The 17,662-nt window shown below is 63.9% G+C and carries 12 protein-coding genes; 11 read left to right on the forward strand and 1 reads right to left on the reverse strand.

The genetic code is table 11. The annotated features are described in order from the left end of the window. The first annotated feature begins 4 nt into the window (after positions 1-4). The 7 genes from aroK to F474_RS21185 all read left to right on the forward strand — a co-directional run bounded on the left by aroK (position 5) and on the right by F474_RS21185 (position 11,226). Complete coding sequence (gene aroK / locus F474_RS21155) at positions 5-523, forward strand: shikimate kinase AroK (protein ID WP_097089553.1); 519 nt, start codon at positions 5-7, stop codon at positions 521-523. Between the two features lie 55 nt (positions 524-578). Next, positions 579-1,685: a 3-dehydroquinate synthase gene (aroB, locus tag F474_RS21160; protein ID WP_097089551.1), complete on the forward strand. Its 1,107-nt coding sequence runs from the start codon at positions 579-581 to the stop codon at positions 1,683-1,685. A gap of 7 nt (positions 1,686-1,692) precedes the next feature. Further along, positions 1,693-3,297 carry an AAA family ATPase gene (locus F474_RS21165; protein ID WP_097089548.1) on the forward strand — a complete coding sequence of 535 codons (1,605 nt, stop codon included), beginning with the start codon at positions 1,693-1,695 and terminating at the stop codon, positions 3,295-3,297. Between the two features lie 345 nt (positions 3,298-3,642). Beyond that, the gene (gltB, locus tag F474_RS21170) at positions 3,643-8,091 is read left to right on the forward strand and encodes a glutamate synthase large subunit (RefSeq protein ID WP_097089546.1); all 4,449 of its coding nucleotides are present in this window, start codon (positions 3,643-3,645) and stop codon (positions 8,089-8,091) included. Between the two features lie 99 nt (positions 8,092-8,190). Next, a complete protein-coding gene (locus tag F474_RS21175; protein ID WP_097089543.1) occupies positions 8,191-9,609 on the forward strand; it encodes an FAD-dependent oxidoreductase in 1,419 nt (472 codons plus the stop codon). A 99-nt stretch (positions 9,610-9,708) separates the two neighbouring features. Next, positions 9,709-10,773, forward strand: coding sequence for a uroporphyrinogen decarboxylase (gene hemE / locus F474_RS21180; protein WP_097089610.1), 1,065 nt, complete (start codon positions 9,709-9,711; stop codon positions 10,771-10,773). Between the two features lie 66 nt (positions 10,774-10,839). After that, complete coding sequence (locus F474_RS21185) at positions 10,840-11,226, forward strand: YgiW/YdeI family stress tolerance OB fold protein (RefSeq protein WP_097089540.1); 387 nt, start codon at positions 10,840-10,842, stop codon at positions 11,224-11,226. 2 nt (positions 11,227-11,228) lie between these two features. Here the strand turns inward: F474_RS21185 and queG are convergent, their stop codons facing one another. After that, positions 11,229-12,302: a tRNA epoxyqueuosine(34) reductase QueG gene (gene queG, locus F474_RS21190; RefSeq protein WP_097089537.1), complete on the reverse strand. Its 1,074-nt coding sequence runs from the start codon at positions 12,300-12,302 to the stop codon at positions 11,229-11,231. A gap of 65 nt (positions 12,303-12,367) precedes the next feature. Between queG and F474_RS21195 the strand changes: the two genes are divergently transcribed. From F474_RS21195 to mutL, 4 genes are read left to right on the forward strand one after another with little or no spacing between them, the layout of a single operon-like run. Continuing rightward, complete coding sequence (locus F474_RS21195; protein WP_097089534.1) at positions 12,368-13,864, forward strand: NAD(P)H-hydrate dehydratase; 1,497 nt, start codon at positions 12,368-12,370, stop codon at positions 13,862-13,864. Beyond that, on the forward strand, positions 13,852-14,322 hold the full coding sequence (tsaE, locus tag F474_RS21200; RefSeq protein ID WP_097089532.1) for a tRNA (adenosine(37)-N6)-threonylcarbamoyltransferase complex ATPase subunit type 1 TsaE: 471 nt from the start codon (positions 13,852-13,854) through the stop codon (positions 14,320-14,322). Before F474_RS21195 ends, tsaE begins: the two co-directional genes overlap by 13 nt. 13 nt (positions 14,323-14,335) lie before the next feature. After that, a complete protein-coding gene (locus F474_RS21205; protein ID WP_097089529.1) occupies positions 14,336-15,751 on the forward strand; it encodes an N-acetylmuramoyl-L-alanine amidase in 1,416 nt (471 codons plus the stop codon). Continuing rightward, positions 15,751-17,661 carry a DNA mismatch repair endonuclease MutL gene (gene mutL, locus F474_RS21210; RefSeq protein WP_097089527.1) on the forward strand — a complete coding sequence of 637 codons (1,911 nt, stop codon included), beginning with the start codon at positions 15,751-15,753 and terminating at the stop codon, positions 17,659-17,661. The genes F474_RS21205 and mutL overlap by 1 nt, the downstream gene beginning before the upstream one ends. The last annotated feature ends 1 nt before the right edge of the window (position 17,662 follow it).

The raw sequence follows: 17,662 nt of genomic DNA on the forward strand, positions 1-17,662 counted from the left end.
TTCTGTGCGAAATTTGATCCTCGTTGGGCCGATGGGGGCTGGCAAGAGCACCATCGGCCGTTTGCTTGCCAAAGAACTGCGGTTGCCGTTTCGCGACTCCGACAAGGAAATCGAAGCTCGCACCGGCGCCGACATTCCATGGATCTTCGACCAAGAGGGCGAGGCGGGCTTTCGCGCGCGCGAAACAGCCATGCTGTCGGAGCTCTGCACCTACGACGGCGTGGTGCTAGCCACCGGCGGGGGCGCAGTGATGCGCGACGAAAACCGCAAGGCCCTGCACGCCGGCGGGCGGGTGGTCTACCTTCACGCCTCGGTGGAGCAGCAAGTCGGGCGTACAGCGCGTGATCGCAACAGGCCACTACTGCGCACCGCTGATCCTGAGAGTACTCTACGAGCGCTGCTTGAAGTGCGAGACCCGCTGTATCGGGAAATCGCCGATATCGTTGTGGAAACCGATGAGCGCCCACCGCGTATGGTTGTGCTGGACATTCTCGAAAGGCTCAAGCAGCTGCCTCCGCGTTGAGCGTAGCAGGCAATGGAACATGCACGAGGGGCGCAGCCCCGATCTGGCGGACTGAATGCAAACACTGAAGGTTGACCTTGGCGAGCGCAGCTACCCGATCTACATCGGTGAGCAGTTGTTGGCCAACCCGCAATGGTTCGTGCCGCACCTGGCCGGCAAGCAGGTAGCGATCGTCTCCAACGAGACGGTAGCCCCTTTATACCTTGAGCAATTAAGCGCCGCACTGGAAGGCCGCTCGGTCGTTTCCGTCGTGCTGCCCGATGGGGAAGCCCACAAGAACTGGGAAACGCTGCAGTTGATCTTCGACGGCCTGCTTACCGCCCGCCACGATCGCCGCACCACCGTGATTGCACTGGGCGGGGGCGTGGTCGGCGACATGGCGGGCTTCGCTGCTGCCTGTTACCAGCGGGGCGTAGATTTCATCCAGGTACCTACCACGCTGCTCTCGCAGGTCGACTCCTCCGTGGGTGGCAAGACAGGCATCAACCACCCGTTGGGCAAGAACATGATCGGGGCGTTCTATCAGCCCAAGGCCGTCATCATTGACATCGCGACCTTGCGCACGCTTGCCCCACGTGAACTCTCCGCCGGCATGGCTGAGGTGATCAAGTACGGCCTGATCTGCGACGAGCCCTTTCTTGGCTGGCTGGAGAGCAACGTCGAGGCCTTGATGGCACTCGACCCGGTGGCGCTGACCGAGGCGATCCGCCGCTCCTGCCAGGCCAAGGCCGATGTGGTCAATGCCGACGAGCGCGAAGGCGGCGTGCGCGCCACGCTCAACCTGGGCCATACCTTCGGCCACGCCATCGAAACCCATATGGGTTATGGTGTATGGCTTCATGGCGAGGCGGTAGGCGCCGGCACCGCCATGGCGCTAGAGATGTCGAGAAGGCTGGGCTGGATCAGCCAGGCCGACCGCGACCGGGGCATTGGCCTGCTCATGCGCGCGGGCGTGCCGGTGGTGCCACCGGCCGAGATGTCGCCCGAAGATTTCCTGCGCCACATGGCCGTCGACAAGAAAGTGCTCGATGGGCGTATGCGCCTGGTGCTGTTGCAGGCCATGGGCCAGGCAACGGTCACCGATCAATACCCACAAGACGTACTCCAGGCCACGTTGACTGCAGACTACGCAGCCATCGCCGCCCAGTTGCAAGGTAAATGAGGGTTCAATGTCCAGTCTTCATGCCGATGAGGCTTTTCTCGGCCATTACCAGCTTGATCATGATCCGTTCGCCCCTCGGGTTCCGGGTTTCAAATTCTTTCCTGCGCAGCGCAAGCCGGTGCTGGGGCAACTGCACCATCTAGCCCGTTACAGCCAAATGATGCTCGTGGTCACTGGCCCGCAGGGCAGTGGCAAGACCTTGCTGCGCCAGGCCTTGGTGGCCAGCACCAACAAGCAGTCGGTACAGAGTGTGGTGGTTTCGGCGCGCGGCGCTGGCGATGCCGCCAGTGTGCTGGGGCAGGTCTCTCAGGCCCTGGGCGTTGCCCAGCCTGAGGTTGGCGCGGCCCTGGCTCAGGTCGTGCAGCTGGGGCTGACCGGCCAGGAGGTGTACCTGCTGGTCGACGATGCGGAACAACTCGACGATTCAGCGATCGAAGCGCTGCTGGCGCTGGCTCAGGGAACGCCGGAAGGGCGCCCGCATGTGTTCCTGTTCGGTGAGCCGTCCCTGATCGACGCGCTCGGCCAAGCCAGCGTGGGCGAAGATCGCTATCACATCATCGAACTGCAACCGTATACCGAGGAAGAAACACGCGAGTACCTTGCGCTGCGCCTCGAAGGGGCGGGCCAGGGGATAGGCTTGTTCACCAATGACCAGATCGCCGAAGTCCACGAGGCGTCCGGTGGCTGGCCTGGGCCGATCAACCAGGTAGCCCGCGACTCGATGATCGAGGCCATGATCGCCAGCCGCTCCGCGGTGAAGCGTCCAACGATGGGGTTCAAATTCAAGATGCCGAAGAAGTATGTGATTGGCGTTGCCGCCGCCGTAGTGGTGATCGCGGGCGCTGCAGGTATCATGTCGGGCCGCGGCAAGGCGCCGAGCAATGCACCGGTACAGGCGCAGCTGCCGCTGGGCCAGGGCCAGCCGTCCAATGCTCAGCCTAACGACAACGGCAATCCGTCCGTTGAGTTCTCAGGCAACAGCCGCCCGCTGCCGATGAATGGCCAGCAACCGGTGATGCGCGAGCCGTTGGCTTCGGCTGCCGGTGGCGATAGCGACGAAGGCGGCGTCCCGGTGCCCAATGGCTCTACTCCGCCGCCGACGGTGACCACCAGTGCGCCACCGGCCAACTCGGTCGCCAACGCTCAGAACTCACTGCCTGTGCAGCCGGCTGCCGTGCCGTCCCAGCGCCCGGTAGAGCCGGCGGCGAACAAGCCGCAGCCCGCCAAGCCTGCCGCCCAGCAGCAACTGGCCACTGCCAAGCCGGCGCCGAAGGCGGCGGAAAAACCCGCTGAAAAACCCGCGGCCGCCAAACCCGCTGCGGCCGGCAGCAGCTGGTACAGCAGCCAGTCGCCCAGCAGCTACGTTGTGCAGATCCTCGGCACCAGCAACGAAAGCACCGCGCAAGCCTATGTTCGCGAGCAGGGTGGCCAGTACCGATACTTCAAGAAAACCCTGCAGGGCAAGCCGCTGTACGTGATCACTTACGGCAACTTCCCCAGCCGTGACGCGGCCCAGGCTGCGATCAAGAACTTGCCAGCGAAGGTCCAGGCTGGTAAACCTTGGCCTCGTACCGTGGCGAGCGTCCAGCAAGAGTTGAACGCCGCCCACTGAGCCAAGGCGCTCAGGCGCCTGCCGCTTTACCTCCCGAAGCCCGCCGCGCAACGCACGGCGGGCTTTGCTGCCCCAAGGCCCCCTGTTACTCCCCGCCCCATTGCGCACGGCACGATAATTCAGCAGACTCAGCCAGGTCGCATACTCGAAAAATCAATTCAAAACATTCAGATTGGCGACAGGTATTTTCGGCATTTCGTCGCAAAATTTGTGAGGCCAGCACCTGCTGTGTACAATGGCTGCCCTTTTGCCCCGCAAAGCTGGCGTACGTTCAGCGTGGATGGTAAGTGGTTGAATCGTAAAGAATTCGCCTGAAAAACAGGCGAGCCTGGTGAGATAGTGTCTATGAAAACAGGTCTGTACCGTCCCGATGAATTCAAGGATAACTGCGGATTTGGCCTGATCGCCCATATGCAGGGCGTTCCGAGCCATGATTTGCTGAATACGGCCATCGCCGCCCTGACGTGCATGACCCACCGTGGTGGGATCAACGCCGACGGCAAGACCGGCGACGGTTGCGGCTTGCTCATTCAAAAACCGGACCTGTTCCTGCGTGCCGTGGCGAAGGATGCCTTTGCCCGTGAGCTCCCCCGCCAGTATGCCGTGGGCATGGTGTTCCTGAATCAGGACAGCGCCCGCGCCGAAGCTGCGCGCGAGAACATGAACCGCGAAATCCTCGCGGCTGGCCTCGAGCTGATCGGCTGGCGGGAAGTGCCGATCGATACCTCCGTGCTCGGCCAACTGGCGCTGGAGCGTTTGCCCAGGATCGAGCAGGTTTTCATTGGCGGTGAAGGCCTCACCGACCAGCAGTTCGCTATCAAGCTGTTCAGCGCTCGCCGCCGTTCCTCGGTCGCAAACGCCGAGGACACGGAGCACTACATCTGCTCCTTCTCGCACAAAACCATCATCTACAAGGGTTTGATGATGCCGGCGGACCTCGCCGCATTCTTCCCAGACCTGAGCGACGAGCGGCTGCAAACGGCGATCTGCGTGTTTCACCAGCGCTTCTCTACCAATACCATGCCCAAGTGGCCGCTGGCGCAGCCGTTCCGTTTCCTGGCGCACAACGGCGAGATCAACACCATCACGGGTAACCGCAACTGGGCGGTTGCGCGGCGCACCAAGTTCGCCAACGACCTGATCCCCGACCTCGACGAACTGGGCCCGCTGGTCAACCGCGTGGGCTCCGACTCCTCCAGCATGGACAACATGCTCGAGCTGATGGTCACCGGTGGTATCGACCTGTTCCGTGCCGTGCGCATGATCATTCCGCCGGCCTGGCAGAACGTCGAGACCATGGACTCCGATCTGCGCGCGTTCTACGAATTCAACTCCATGCACATGGAACCGTGGGACGGCCCTGCCGGTGTGGTGATGACCGAAGGCCGCCACGCGGTGTGCCTGCTCGACCGCAACGGCTTGCGCCCGGCGCGCTGGGTCACCACCAAGAATGGCTACATCACGCTGGCCTCTGAAATCGGTGTATGGGGCTACAAGCCTGAAGACGTGATTGCCAAGGGCAGGGTCGGCCCGGGGCAGATCCTCGCCGTCGACACCGAAACCGGCCAGGTGCTGCAAACCGACGATATCGACAACCGCCTGAAATCGCGCCATCCGTACAAGCAATGGCTGCGCAAGAGCGCCCAGCGCATCCAGGCCACCCTCGAAGACAAAGACCACGGCTCGGCGTTCTACTCGCCTGAGCAACTCAAGCAGTACATGAAGATGTACCAGGTCACCTTCGAAGAGCGCGATCAGGTCCTGCGCCCGTTGGGCGAACAGGGCTACGAAGCGGTTGGCTCAATGGGCGATGACACGCCGATGGCCGTGCTGTCGCAGCGGGTACGCACCCCGTTCGACTATTTCCGCCAACAGTTCGCACAGGTCACCAACCCGCCGATCGACCCGCTGCGCGAAGCGATCGTGATGTCGCTGGAAATCTGCCTGGGTGCCGAGCGCAACATCTTCCAGGAATCGCCCGAGCACGCCTCGCGGGTGATCCTCAGCTCTCCGATCATCTCGCCAGCCAAGTGGCGCACCCTGATGACCATGGAGCGCGAAGGCTTCCGGCGTTACATCATCGACCTGAACTACGACGAGGCCATGGGCCTTGAGGCAGCGGTGCGCAACATCGCCGACCAGGCCGAGGAGGCCGTACGTTCAGGCTGCACCCAAGTGGTGCTGAGCGACCGCCACATCGCCCCGGGCAAGTTGCCGGTGCATGCGGCCTTGGCCACAGGCGCGGTGCATCACCGCCTGACTGAGCAAGGCTTGCGCTGCGACAGCAACATCCTGGTCGAGACCGCCACCGCCCGCGACCCGCACCATTTCGCCGTGCTGCTGGGCTTCGGTGCCTCGGCGGTGTATCCGTTCCTGGCCTACGAAGTGCTGGGCGATCTGATTCGCACCGGCGAGGTGCTGGGCGACCTGTACGAGGTGTTCAAGAACTACCGCAAGGGCATCACCAAGGGCCTGCTGAAGATCCTGTCGAAGATGGGTATCTCCACTATCGCCTCCTACCGCGGCGCCCAGCTGTTCGAAGCCATTGGCCTGGCCGACGAAGTCACCGAGCTGTGCTTCCGCGGCGTTGCCAGCCGTATCAAGGGTGCGCGCTTCGTCGACCTGGAAGCCGAGCAGAAGGCGTTGGCCAACGAAGCCTGGATCGCGCGCAAGCCCATCCAGCAAGGCGGCCTGCTCAAGTTCGTGCATGGCGGTGAATATCACGCCTACAACCCTGACGTGGTCAACACGCTGCAAGCGGCGGTGCAGAAGGGCAACTACGAGAAATTCAAGGAATACTCCGCGCTGGTCGACCAGCGCCCGGTGTCGATGATCCGCGACCTGCTCAAGGTCAAGGAGGCCGCCCAGCCGCTGGCGCTGGAAGAGGTCGAGCCACTGGAAGCGATCCTCAAGCGCTTCGATTCTGCCGGGATTTCCCTCGGTGCCCTGTCGCCTGAGGCGCACGAAGCATTGGCCGAGGCGATGAACCGCCTGGGCGCACGTTCCAACTCCGGCGAAGGCGGCGAAGACCCGGCGCGCTACGGCACCGTTCGCAGCTCGAAAATCAAGCAGGTGGCCACCGGCCGTTTCGGTGTAACCCCTGAATACCTGGTCAACGCCGAAGTGCTGCAGATCAAGGTAGCCCAGGGCGCCAAGCCGGGCGAAGGCGGGCAGTTGCCTGGCGGCAAGGTCAACGGCCTGATCGCCAAGCTGCGCTACGCGGTGCCCGGCGTCACGCTCATCTCGCCGCCGCCGCACCACGATATCTATTCCATCGAAGACCTGGCCCAGTTGATCTATGACCTCAAGCAGGTCAACCCAGCGGCGCTGGTATCGGTCAAGCTGGTGTCGGAAGCTGGGGTCGGCACCATTGCCGCTGGCGTGGCCAAAGCCTATGCCGACCTGATCACTATCTCCGGCTACGACGGTGGCACAGGCGCCTCGCCACTGACCTCGATCAAGTACGCCGGCTCCCCCTGGGAGCTCGGCTTGGCCGAAACCCACCAGACCCTGCGCGGCAACGACCTGCGCGGCAAGGTGCGGGTGCAGACCGACGGCGGCCTGAAGACGGGCCTGGACGTGATCAAGGCTGCGATTCTGGGCGCTGAAAGCTTCGGCTTCGGCACCGCGCCGATGATCGCGCTGGGCTGCAAGTATTTGCGCATCTGCCACCTGAACAACTGCGCCACTGGCGTTGCCACTCAGAACGAGAAACTGCGCAAGGACCACTACATCGGCACGGTCGAGATGGTGATCAACTTCTTCACCTACGTGGCCGAAGAAACCCGCGAGTGGCTGGCACGGCTGGGCGTGCGTAGCCTGGGCGAGTTGATTGGGCGAACCGACCTGCTCGAAGTGATCAGCGGCCAGACCGCCAAGCAGCAGCACCTGGACCTGACCCCGCTTCTGGGCAGCGACCATATCCCGCAAGACAAGCCGCAATTCTGCCAGGTGGACCGCAACCCTCCGTTCGACAAGGGCGAAACCGCCGAGAAGATGGTCGACATGGCGCTTTCGGCTATCGAAGGTCGCAAAGGCGGCGAGTTCGAGCTCGACCTGTGCAACTGCGACCGCTCCATCGGTGCGCGTATTTCCGGTGAGATCGCCCGCCGTTACGGCAACATGGGCATGGCCGATGCGCCGATCACCTTCCGTTTCAAAGGCACGGCGGGCCAGAGCTTCGGCGTATGGAACGCCGCTGGCCTGAACATGTACCTGGAAGGCGATGCCAACGACTACGTAGGCAAGGGCATGGCTGCCGGCAAGCTGGTGATCGTGCCGCCCAAGGGCAGCCCGTTCAAGACTCAGGAGTCGGCAATCATCGGCAACACCTGCCTCTACGGCGCTACCGGTGGCAAGCTGTTCGCCGCCGGCACTGCGGGCGAACGCTTCGCCGTGCGCAACTCCGGTGTGCACGCCGTGGTCGAGGGCACCGGTGACCACTGCTGTGAATACATGACCGGCGGCTTCGTGTGCGTGCTGGGTAAAACGGGCTACAACTTCGGCTCCGGGATGACCGGGGGCTTTGCCTATGTGCTGGACCTGGACAACACCTTCGTGGACCGCGTGAACCACGAGCTGGTGGAGATCCAGCGGATCAGCGGCGAGGCGATGGAAGCCTACCGCAGCCACCTGGAAGGGGTGTTGGCCGAATATGTGAAGGAGACAGGCAGCGAGTGGGGGCATGACGTCTGGGAAAACCTCGACGACTACCTGCGCCGCTTCTGGCTGGTCAAGCCCAAGGCTGCCAGCCTCAAGAACCTGCTGTCGAGCACCCGGGCCAACCCGCAGTAACCGACGCCTAGCGGGCGGGGCCAGTGGCCCGCCCGCCGCATTTACGACTTTGCTTGCAGCTTGAAGCTTGAAGCTTGTAGCTGCGCCTATGAGGCGACCATGTCCGAACGTTTGAGCAACGACTTTCAGTTCATCGAAGTGGGCCGCAAGGACCCGAAGAAAAAACTGCTGCGCCAACGCAAGAAGGAGTTCGTGGAGATCTACGAACCCTTCAAGCCGCAACAATCCAGCGAGCAGGCGCACCGATGCCTGGGGTGCGGCAACCCCTATTGCGAATGGAAATGCCCGGTCCACAACTTCATCCCCAACTGGCTGAAGCTGGTGTCCGAAGGCAACATCCTGGCCGCTGCGGAGTTGTCCCACCAAACCAACACCCTGCCGGAAGTCTGCGGGCGCGTATGCCCCCAGGACCGCCTGTGCGAAGGCGCCTGCACCCTGAACGACGGCTTTGGTGCGGTGACCATCGGTTCGGTGGAGAAGTACATCACCGACACCGCCTTTGCCATGGGTTGGCGCCCCGACATGTCGCGCGTGGTGCCCACTGGCAAGCGCGTGGCGGTGATTGGCGCCGGCCCTGCTGGCCTGGGCTGCGCCGACGTGCTTGTGCGCGCAGGGGTGACTCCGGTGGTGTTCGACAAGAACCCTGAGATCGGCGGCCTGCTGACGTTTGGTATTCCCGAATTCAAGCTTGAAAAAAGCGTGCTGCGCAATCGCCGCGAAGTGTTCACCGGCATGGGTATCGAGTTCCGCCTGAACACCGAGATCGGCAAGGACGTGACCATCGAGCAACTCCTTGCCGAGTACGATGCGGTGTTCATGGGCATGGGCACCTACACCTACATGAAGGGCGGCTTCCCTGGCGAAGACCTGCCTGGCGTGCATGACGCGCTGGATTTCCTGATTGCCAACGTCAACCGCAACCTGGGCTTCGAAAAGTCCCCGGAAGACTTCATTGACATGAAGGGCAAGAAGGTCGTGGTGCTGGGGGGTGGTGACACCGCGATGGACTGCAACCGTACCTCGATCCGCCAGGGCGCCAAGGCGGTGACCTGTGCCTATCGCCGTGACGAGGCAAACATGCCTGGTTCGCGCAAAGAGGTGAAGAACGCCAAGGAAGAGGGCGTGAAGTTCCTTTACAACCGCCAGCCGATCGCCATCGTTGGTGAGGATCGGGTGGAAGGCGTGAAGGTGGTGGAAACCCGCCTGGGCGAACCGGACGCACGTGGCCGCCGCAGCCCCGAGCCGATCCCGGGGTCCGAAGAGATCCTGCCGGCCGATGCCGTGGTCATCGCATTTGGCTTCCGCCCGAGCCCGGCAGCGTGGTTCGAGCAGCACAGCATTGGCATCGACAGCCAGGGCCGTGTCGTGGCCCCGGCACAGGCGACCTTCAAGCACCAGACCAGCAACCCGAAGATCTTCGCGGGCGGCGACATGGTGCGCGGCTCTGACCTGGTGGTAACGGCGATCTACGAAGGGCGCAACGCAGCAGAAGGGATTCTGGATTATCTGGGGGTTTGAGCTGTCCAACCTCAATCGTTGATTCAAGGCACGGCCCTGCGCCGTGCCTTTTCGTTTGGGCTCTGCGAAAATGCCCGCAATTTCCTCCCGGATGCCGTTATGACTGCCCTGAAGAACGACCGATTCCTTCGCGCCCTGCTCAAGCAGCCGGTGGACGTGACCCCTGTGTGGATGATGCGCCAGGCCGGCCGTTATCTACCGGAGTACCGGGCCAGCCGCGCCAAGGCCGGCGACTTCATGAGCCTGTGCAAGAACCCCCAGTTCGCCTGCGAGGTGACGCTGCAGCCGCTGGAGCGCTACCCACTGGACGCGGCGATCCTGTTCTCCGACATCCTCACCATTCCCGATGCCATGGGCCAGGGCCTGTATTTCGAGACCGGTGAAGGCCCGCGCTTTCGCAAAGTGATCGACACCCCTGCCGACATCGAGGCGCTGCCGGTGCCCGACGCGGAGAAAGACCTGGGCTATGTCATGGACGCGGTGCGTACCATTCGCCAAGCGCTCGATGGCCGAGTGCCGTTGATTGGCTTCTCCGGCAGCCCGTGGACGCTGGCCACCTACATGGTCGAAGGCGGCTCTTCGAAGGATTTCCGCAAGACCAAAGCCATGCTCTACGACAACCCGCAGGCGCTGCACCTGTTGCTCTCCAAGCTGGCCGAGTCGGTGACCACCTACCTGAACGGGCAGATTCGCGCCGGTGCCCAGGCGGTGCAGATCTTCGACACCTGGGGCGGTAACCTCTCCAGCGCAGCCTATGAAACCTTCTCCCTGGCCTACATGCGCCAGATCGTCAGTGGGTTGATCCGTGAGCATGAGGGCCGGCCGGTGCCGGTGATCCTGTTCACCAAGAACGGTGGCCTGTGGCTCGAGAAGATCGCCGCAGCCGGGGCCGATGCATTGGGCCTGGACTGGACGTGCGACATCGGCGAAGCGCGCCAGCGGGTTGGCCAGCAGGTTGCGCTGCAGGGCAACATGGACCCCACCGTGCTCTATGCCAAGCCTGCGGCCATCCGTGCCGAGGTCGCGCGCATTCTGCAAAGCTATGGCCAAGGTAGCGGCCACGTCTTCAACCTGGGGCATGGCATCACCCCGGAAGTCGACCCGGCCCATGCCGGCGCGTTCATCGAGGCGGTGCACGAGCTTTCGGTGCAGTATCACTGCTGAATTAAGCGTGGTTTCAGCTTGTCTGGATAGGATGTGCTCATCGACATTCACAACGAGGCAATACCCATGAAACCACGCCATCTGCTGTTCTGCCTGCTGCCCTTGGTCGCAGGTGTCGCCCATGCCCAGAGCGCCGGCAACTATTCTGGCCCCAACTCCGCCGCGGGCGGCTACAGCGGCCCCAATGCCGGCAATATCACCACCGTCTCCGCTGCACAGAGTGCGCCGGATGATGCGCCGGTGATGCTGGAGGGGCAGGTGATCCAAAAGGTCAAAGGTGACACCTACGAGTTCCGCGACGGCACCGGCAGCATCCATGTGGAGATCGACCACGACAAATGGCCGGCTGGCGTTGAGGTGAACGAGAAAACCCGCGTGCGCCTGCATGGCGAGGTCGACAAAGAGCTGACCAGCCGCGAAATCGACGTGGACCGCGTCGAAGTGGTCAACTGACCCTAGGCTTCGATCTCCAGGCCATGGCGTGCCATGGCCCACTGGACGTGTTCACGGACCAGTTCGGAAGGATGGTGCTGGCGGGCCCTCAACGCCTCCAGCACCGCAACGGTCGAAGGCGCATTGCCCAGGCCCACCGCAACATTACGCAAAAACCGCTCATAGCCGGCCCGACGGATAGGGGAGCCCTCTGTGCGCGTGAGAAAGGTGTCTTCATCCCAGCGAAACAGGGCCGCCAGCTCGCTGTTATCCAGGCCGTGGCGGGGCTTGAAGTCCGTTTCCCCCGAGGGGCGGGCGAAGCGGTTCCAGGGGCAGACGATCTGGCAATCGTCACAGCCGAATACCCGGTTGCCGATCAACGGGCGCAGCTCCAGTGGGATGGCGTGCTTCAGCTCGATGGTCAGGTAAGAGATGCAGCGCCGTGCGTCCAGCTGATAGGGGCCGGCAAATGCGTCGGTCGGGCACACGTCAAGGCACGCTTTGCAGCGGCCGCAGTGTTCGCCGGCGTGGGGGGCGTCTACCGGCAGCGGCAGGTCGACGAATAACTCCGCCAGAAAGAAATAACTGCCCGCCTTGCGATTGAGCACCAAGGTGTTCTTGCCGATCCAGCCCAGCCCGGCCTGCTGTGCGATGGCCTTTTCCAGCACCGGGGCGCTGTCGACGAACGCGCGATAGCCAAACGGGCCTATGTGTTGCTGTATACGCTCTGCCAACTGTGTGGCGCGCTTGCGGATCAACTTGTGGTAGTCGCGGCCCAGGGCGTAGCGTGAAATGTAGGCTTTTTCCGCTTGAGCCAGGCGCTGCGCCATCTCGGTGTCGCCGGGCAGGTAGTCCATGCGCAGTGAAACCACTCGCAAAGTGCCGGGCAGCAGCTCGTCCGGCCGGTAGCGCTTGCTGCCGTGGGCGGCCATGTAGTCCATTTCGCCGTGGTAGCCTGCTTCCAGCCAACGCTGCAGGTGGGCCTGATGTTCGCCCAGCTCCACGCCGCTGATGCCGGCTTGCTGAAAGCCGAGCTCGCGAGCCCAGGCTTTGATCTGAGCAGCCAGTTCGGAAAGATCGTCGACAGAGCAGGGCATGGGGCAGGCAATCGGCTGAGCGGAGGTATAATTCTGCCAGACATCCCGCCAAAGGTTGAAACCCGGTGCCTACACACTGCGAACTTCCCGACCTGCTGTACACCGCCGAGCAGGTCCGCGACCTCGATGCACGCCTGATCGCTGCTGGCACGCCAGGCCTTGAGTTGATGCAACGCGCCGCCGGTGCTGCCTGGCGTGCGCTGCGCCGGCGCTGGCCGGTGAGCCGGCCGATCACGGTGCTGGCCGGGCAGGGCAACAACGCAGGCGACGGTTACCTGATCGCCAGCCTGGCTCAGCGGGCCGGCTGGAAGGTCCGCTTGCTGATCGTCGGCGACCCGTCGCGGCTGCAGGGGGATGCGGCACAGGCCTATACCCAGGCCGAGGCCGACGGTGTGCCAATGGAGCGCTGGCACCCCGACGCCACGCTCGAAGGCGTGCTGGTCGATGCACTGCTTGGCACTGGCCTGAAGGGCGATGTGCGCGAGCCTTATGTAGACGTGATCCAGGCTATCAACGACAGCGAGCTGCCGGTGCTGGCCGTGGACCTGCCCTCCGGCCTGTGTGCCGACACCGGGCGAGTATTGGGCGTCGCGGTCAAGGCAAACCTGACTGTCACCTTCATTGCGCTGAAACTGGGCCTGTTCACGGCTGACGGCCTGGCCTGCACGGGGGATCTGCTGTTCGACGACCTGCAAGCCGACAGCGCGTTGGTTGCCGCCCAGCCTGCCAGTGCCCAGCGCCTGGCGGCCGGTAACCTGCGGCGCCTGGCACCGCGCTCTCCGGTGGCCCATAAAGGCCAGTTCGGCCGCGTGCTGGCCATCGGTGGCGATCATGGAACCGGCGGCGCAACCCTGATGAGTGCCGAAATGGCGCTGCGGGCCGGGGCGGGAATGGTCAGCCTGGCGACCCGCCCTGAGCATGTCGGGCCGGCACTGGTGCGGTTGCCCGAGGTGATGGCAGCTGGGGTAGAGTCTGCCAACCAGCTCCTGCCACTGGTCAAGGCCGCCTCGGTGCTGGTAGTCGGGCCCGGCATGGGGCAGGGCGCCTGGGCCCGTGGGCTGCTGTCGGTGGCAGCCTCGGCGAACCTGCCTCAGGTGTGGGATGCCGATGCGCTGAACCTGCTCGCCCAACGTGGGCTGCGAGTGCCCGCCGGCAGTGTAATCACGCCCCACCCCGGCGAGGCCGCCAGGCTGCTGGGTATCTCAACCGCCCAGGTGCAGGCCGACCGGCCTGCCGCAGTGCAGGCCCTGGCACAGCGCTATGCCTGTGTGGCGGTACTCAAGGGCTCAGGGAGCCTGGTGGCCGAGCCTGGTGGCCGGCTTGCGCTGTGCAACCATGGGCACCCCGCTATGGCCACCGCTGGGCTGGGGGACGTGCTGGCCGGGCTGATTGGTGCGTTGCTGGCTCAGCACATGGGGCCGTTTCATGCTGCCTGCCTGGGTGTATGGTTGCATGCCCGCGCTGGCCAGGCCCTGGGCAATGCGGGCCGGGGGCTGGCGGCAACCGATTTGATACCGATGATTCGTCAATTGCTTGAAGAGTACGCACCATGCCAGAAGTAACCCTATTCGTTGAAGGCGAAGAGGCCATGGCGGCCTTTGGCGCTCGCCTCGGGCAACTGACCGCCGGGGCCGGCACGCTGTTTCTCAATGGCGACCTTGGCATGGGCAAAACCACCCTTTCCCGCGGCATGATCCGCGGGCTTGGCCACCAAGGTCCGGTCAAGAGCCCGACCTTCACCCTGGTGGAGCCCTACGAGATCGGCCCGGTGCGGATTTACCATTTCGACCTGTATCGCCTGGCCGACCCTGAAGAGCTTGAGTTCATGGGTATCCGCGATTATTTCGAAGGCGCAACCCTGTGCCTGGTGGAGTGGCCGGAAAAAGGCCAAGGCTTTTTGCCAAAACCCGACATGGTCATTAACATAAGCGCCCAAACGCCGGGGCGTTCGCTGCACTTGGTGCCTCGTAGCCCAGCAGGCGAAGCATGGGCCACCGAGCTGGCAACCGAATTCATGTAGGGGTGTGGTAACTATGCGCATTCGCGCACTGGTCGCGGGGCTGCTGATAGCGGCGTTCGCGACCCAGGCCTGGGGTGTTTCCCAAGTCAAGAGCATGCGCCTGTGGCGCGCCCCGGATAACACCCGCCTGGTCTTTGACCTGTCTGGCCCGGTCCAGCACAGCGTGTTCACGCTGACGGCGCCCGATCGCCTGGTGATCGACATCAACGGTGCTACCCTGGCCGCGCCGATCAACGTTGCCACTGCCAACACGCCCATCACCAGCGTGCGCACCGCCCAACGCACGCCCAACGACCTGCGCGTGGTCGTCGACCTTAAAAAATCCGTCACGCCCAAGAGTTTCGTGCTCGCGCCCAACCAGCAGTACGGCAACCGCCTGGTGGTCGACCTCTACGATCAGGCCGCCGATGCTGCCGAGGCTAGCGCGCCTACGCCGCCGCCTGCCGTGGCAACCACTCCGGCGCTGCCGGTAACGCCTGCCCGGCCAGACATCAAGCTGTCGCCGGCGCCGAGCGGCAAGCGTGACATCATCGTGGCGATCGACGCTGGCCATGGCGGTGAAGACCCGGGGGCTTCGGGCGCTCGCGGCCAGCACGAGAAAGACATCACCCTGCAGATCGCCCGCGAGGTGCAGCGGCAGATCAACGAAGAGAAGGGGTTTCGCGCCGAGCTGACCCGTTCCGGTGACTACTTCATACCGCTGCGTGGGCGTACGGAGATCGCCCGCAAGAAGGGCGCCGACCTGTTCGTGTCGATTCACGCCGATGCCGCCCCTTCGTCTGCAGCGTTCGGCGCTTCGGTCTTCGCGCTATCGGACCGGGGGGCCACCTCCGAGACCGCGCGATGGCTGGCCGACACCGAGAACCGCTCCGACTTGATCGGCGGCGCCGGCAACGTCAGCCTGGATGACAAGGATCGTATGCTCGCTGGGGTGCTGCTCGACCTGTCCATGACCGCCACCCTCACCAGCAGCCTGAACGTCGGCCAGAAGGTGCTGAGCAATATCGGCCGGGTGACTTCGCTGCACAAAGGCCGCGTGGAGCAGGCAGGGTTCATGGTGCTCAAGTCGCCCGATATCCCGTCGATCCTTGTAGAAACCGGCTTCATATCCAACGCGGCCGAGGCGGCCAAGCTGCAGAGCCCGGCCCACCAGCAGGCTCTGGCGCGTTCGATCCGGGCCGGGGTCAAGGCCTTCTTCGAGCAGAACCCGCCGCCGGGTACCTATATCGCCTGGCTGAGGGATCAGGGCAAGATCGCCGCCACTGCACGCGACCACCGTGTCGAGCCAGGTGAAAGCCTGGCAATGCTGGCGGTGCGCTATAACGTGCCGGTCGAAACCCTGCGCAGCAGCAACAACCTCAAAAGCGACGAACTCAAGGTTGGCCAGATGCTCACTATTCCGCCCACCACCACCCTGGCAGCCCAATGATGAGTGACAGCGGACGCATCGAGCTGCTCAGCCCCCGTCTTGCCAACCAGATCGCCGCGGGCGAAGTGGTCGAGCGCCCGGCATCTGTGGTCAAGGAGCTTCTGGAGAACAGCCTCGACTCTGGCGCTACCCGCATCGACATAGACGTCGAGCAGGGCGGGGTGAAGCTGCTGCGGGTACGCGACGACGGCCGAGGCATCGAAGCCGACGACTTGCCGCTGGCGCTGGCCCGCCATGCCACCAGCAAGATTCGCGACCTCGAAGACCTCGAGCGCGTCAGAAGCATGGGCTTTCGTGGTGAGGCGCTGGCCTCGATCAGCTCGGTGGCACGGCTCACGCTGACCTCGCGCACTGCCCAGGCCGAGCAGGCCTGGCAGGTTGAAACAGAGGGCCGCGAGATGACCCCTCGCGTGCAGCCTGCTGCCCACCCGATAGGCACCTCGGTAGAGGTGTGCGACCTTTTTTTCAATACGCCGGCGCGCCGCAAGTTCCTCAAGACCGAGAAGACCGAATTCGATCACTTGCACGAGGTGATCAAGCGCCTGGCACTGGCGCGGTTCGACGTGGCCTTCCACCTGCGCCACAACGGCAAGAGCGTGCTGGCCTTGCACGCCGCAAACGACGAAGCCGCCCAGGCACGCCGGGTCGGTGCCATCTGTGGGGCGGGCTTTCTCGAGCAAGCCATGCCTATCGAGGTGGAGCGCAATGGCTTGCGGTTGTGGGGCTGGGTGGGCCTGCCGACCTTTTCCCGCAGCCAGGCCGACATGCAGTACTTCTTCGTCAACGGCCGTGCAGTGCGCGACAAGCTGGTCGCTCATGCGGTACGCCAGGCTTACCGTGACGTACTGTTCAACGGCCGCCATCCCACCTTCGTGCTGTTTCTGGAAGTCGACCCAGTCGCGGTGGATGTGAACGTTCACCCCACCAAACACGAAGTGCGGTTTCGTGATGGGCGCATGGTGCACGACTTTCTCTATGGCACTTTGCATCGGTCCCTGGCGGACGTACGCCCCGAGGATCACCTGGCGCAGGCAGAGCCCGTGCAGCCGCAGGTGACGCGCCCCACTGGCGCCCAGGCTGGCGAGTTCGGCCCTCAGGGCGAAATGCGCCTGGCGGCCAACCTCATGGAGCCCAGCCCGGCAGCCCCGCAGAGCTTCTCCGGTGGCGGTGGTGGTGGTGGTGGCTACGGTTTCAACCCGCGCCCAAATCCGGGCCAGGTGCTTCCAGCGGCCGAAGCGCAGGGGGTCTACAAGACCTTTTTCGCGCCCCTGCCTGAAAATGCTTCCCCAGCTATGGCGCCGTCGCTGCCGCCCAGTGACAGCGACATCCCACCGCTGGGCTATGCCCTGGCCCAGCTCAAGGGTATCTACATCCTGGCGGAGAACGCTCAGGGGTTGGTGCTGGTAGACATGCACGCCGCACATGAGCGCATCACCTACGAGCGGCTCAAGGTGGCCATGGCCAGCGAGGGCCTGAGTGGCCAACCCCTGTTGGTGCCCGAAACGCTCGCCGTCAGCCAGCGCGAGGCCGATTGCGCCGAAGAGCACGCTGCCTGGTTCTTGCGCCTGGGCTTCGAGCTGCAGCGGCTTGGCCCCGAGACCCTGGCGATCCGCCAGATCCCGGCGCTGTTGCGCCAGGCAGAGGCCAACCGGCTGGTGTTCGACGTGCTCACCGACCTGATGGAGTACGGCAGCAGCGACCGTATCCAGGCGCACCTGAACGAGCTGCTCGGTACCATGGCCTGCCATGGCTCGGTGCGCGCCAACCGCCGGCTAACGGTGCCGGAGATGAACGCTTTGCTGCGTGATATGGAAATCACCGAGCGCAGCGGCCAGTGCAACCATGGCCGCCCGACCTGGACCCAGATGGGCCTGGACGATCTCGACAAACTCTTCCTGCGCGGTCGCTGAG

It is taken from the genome of Pseudomonas sp. URIL14HWK12:I12 (assembly GCF_003097135.1).
In the GTDB taxonomy this organism is placed as follows: Bacteria; Pseudomonadota; Gammaproteobacteria; order Pseudomonadales; family Pseudomonadaceae; genus Aquipseudomonas.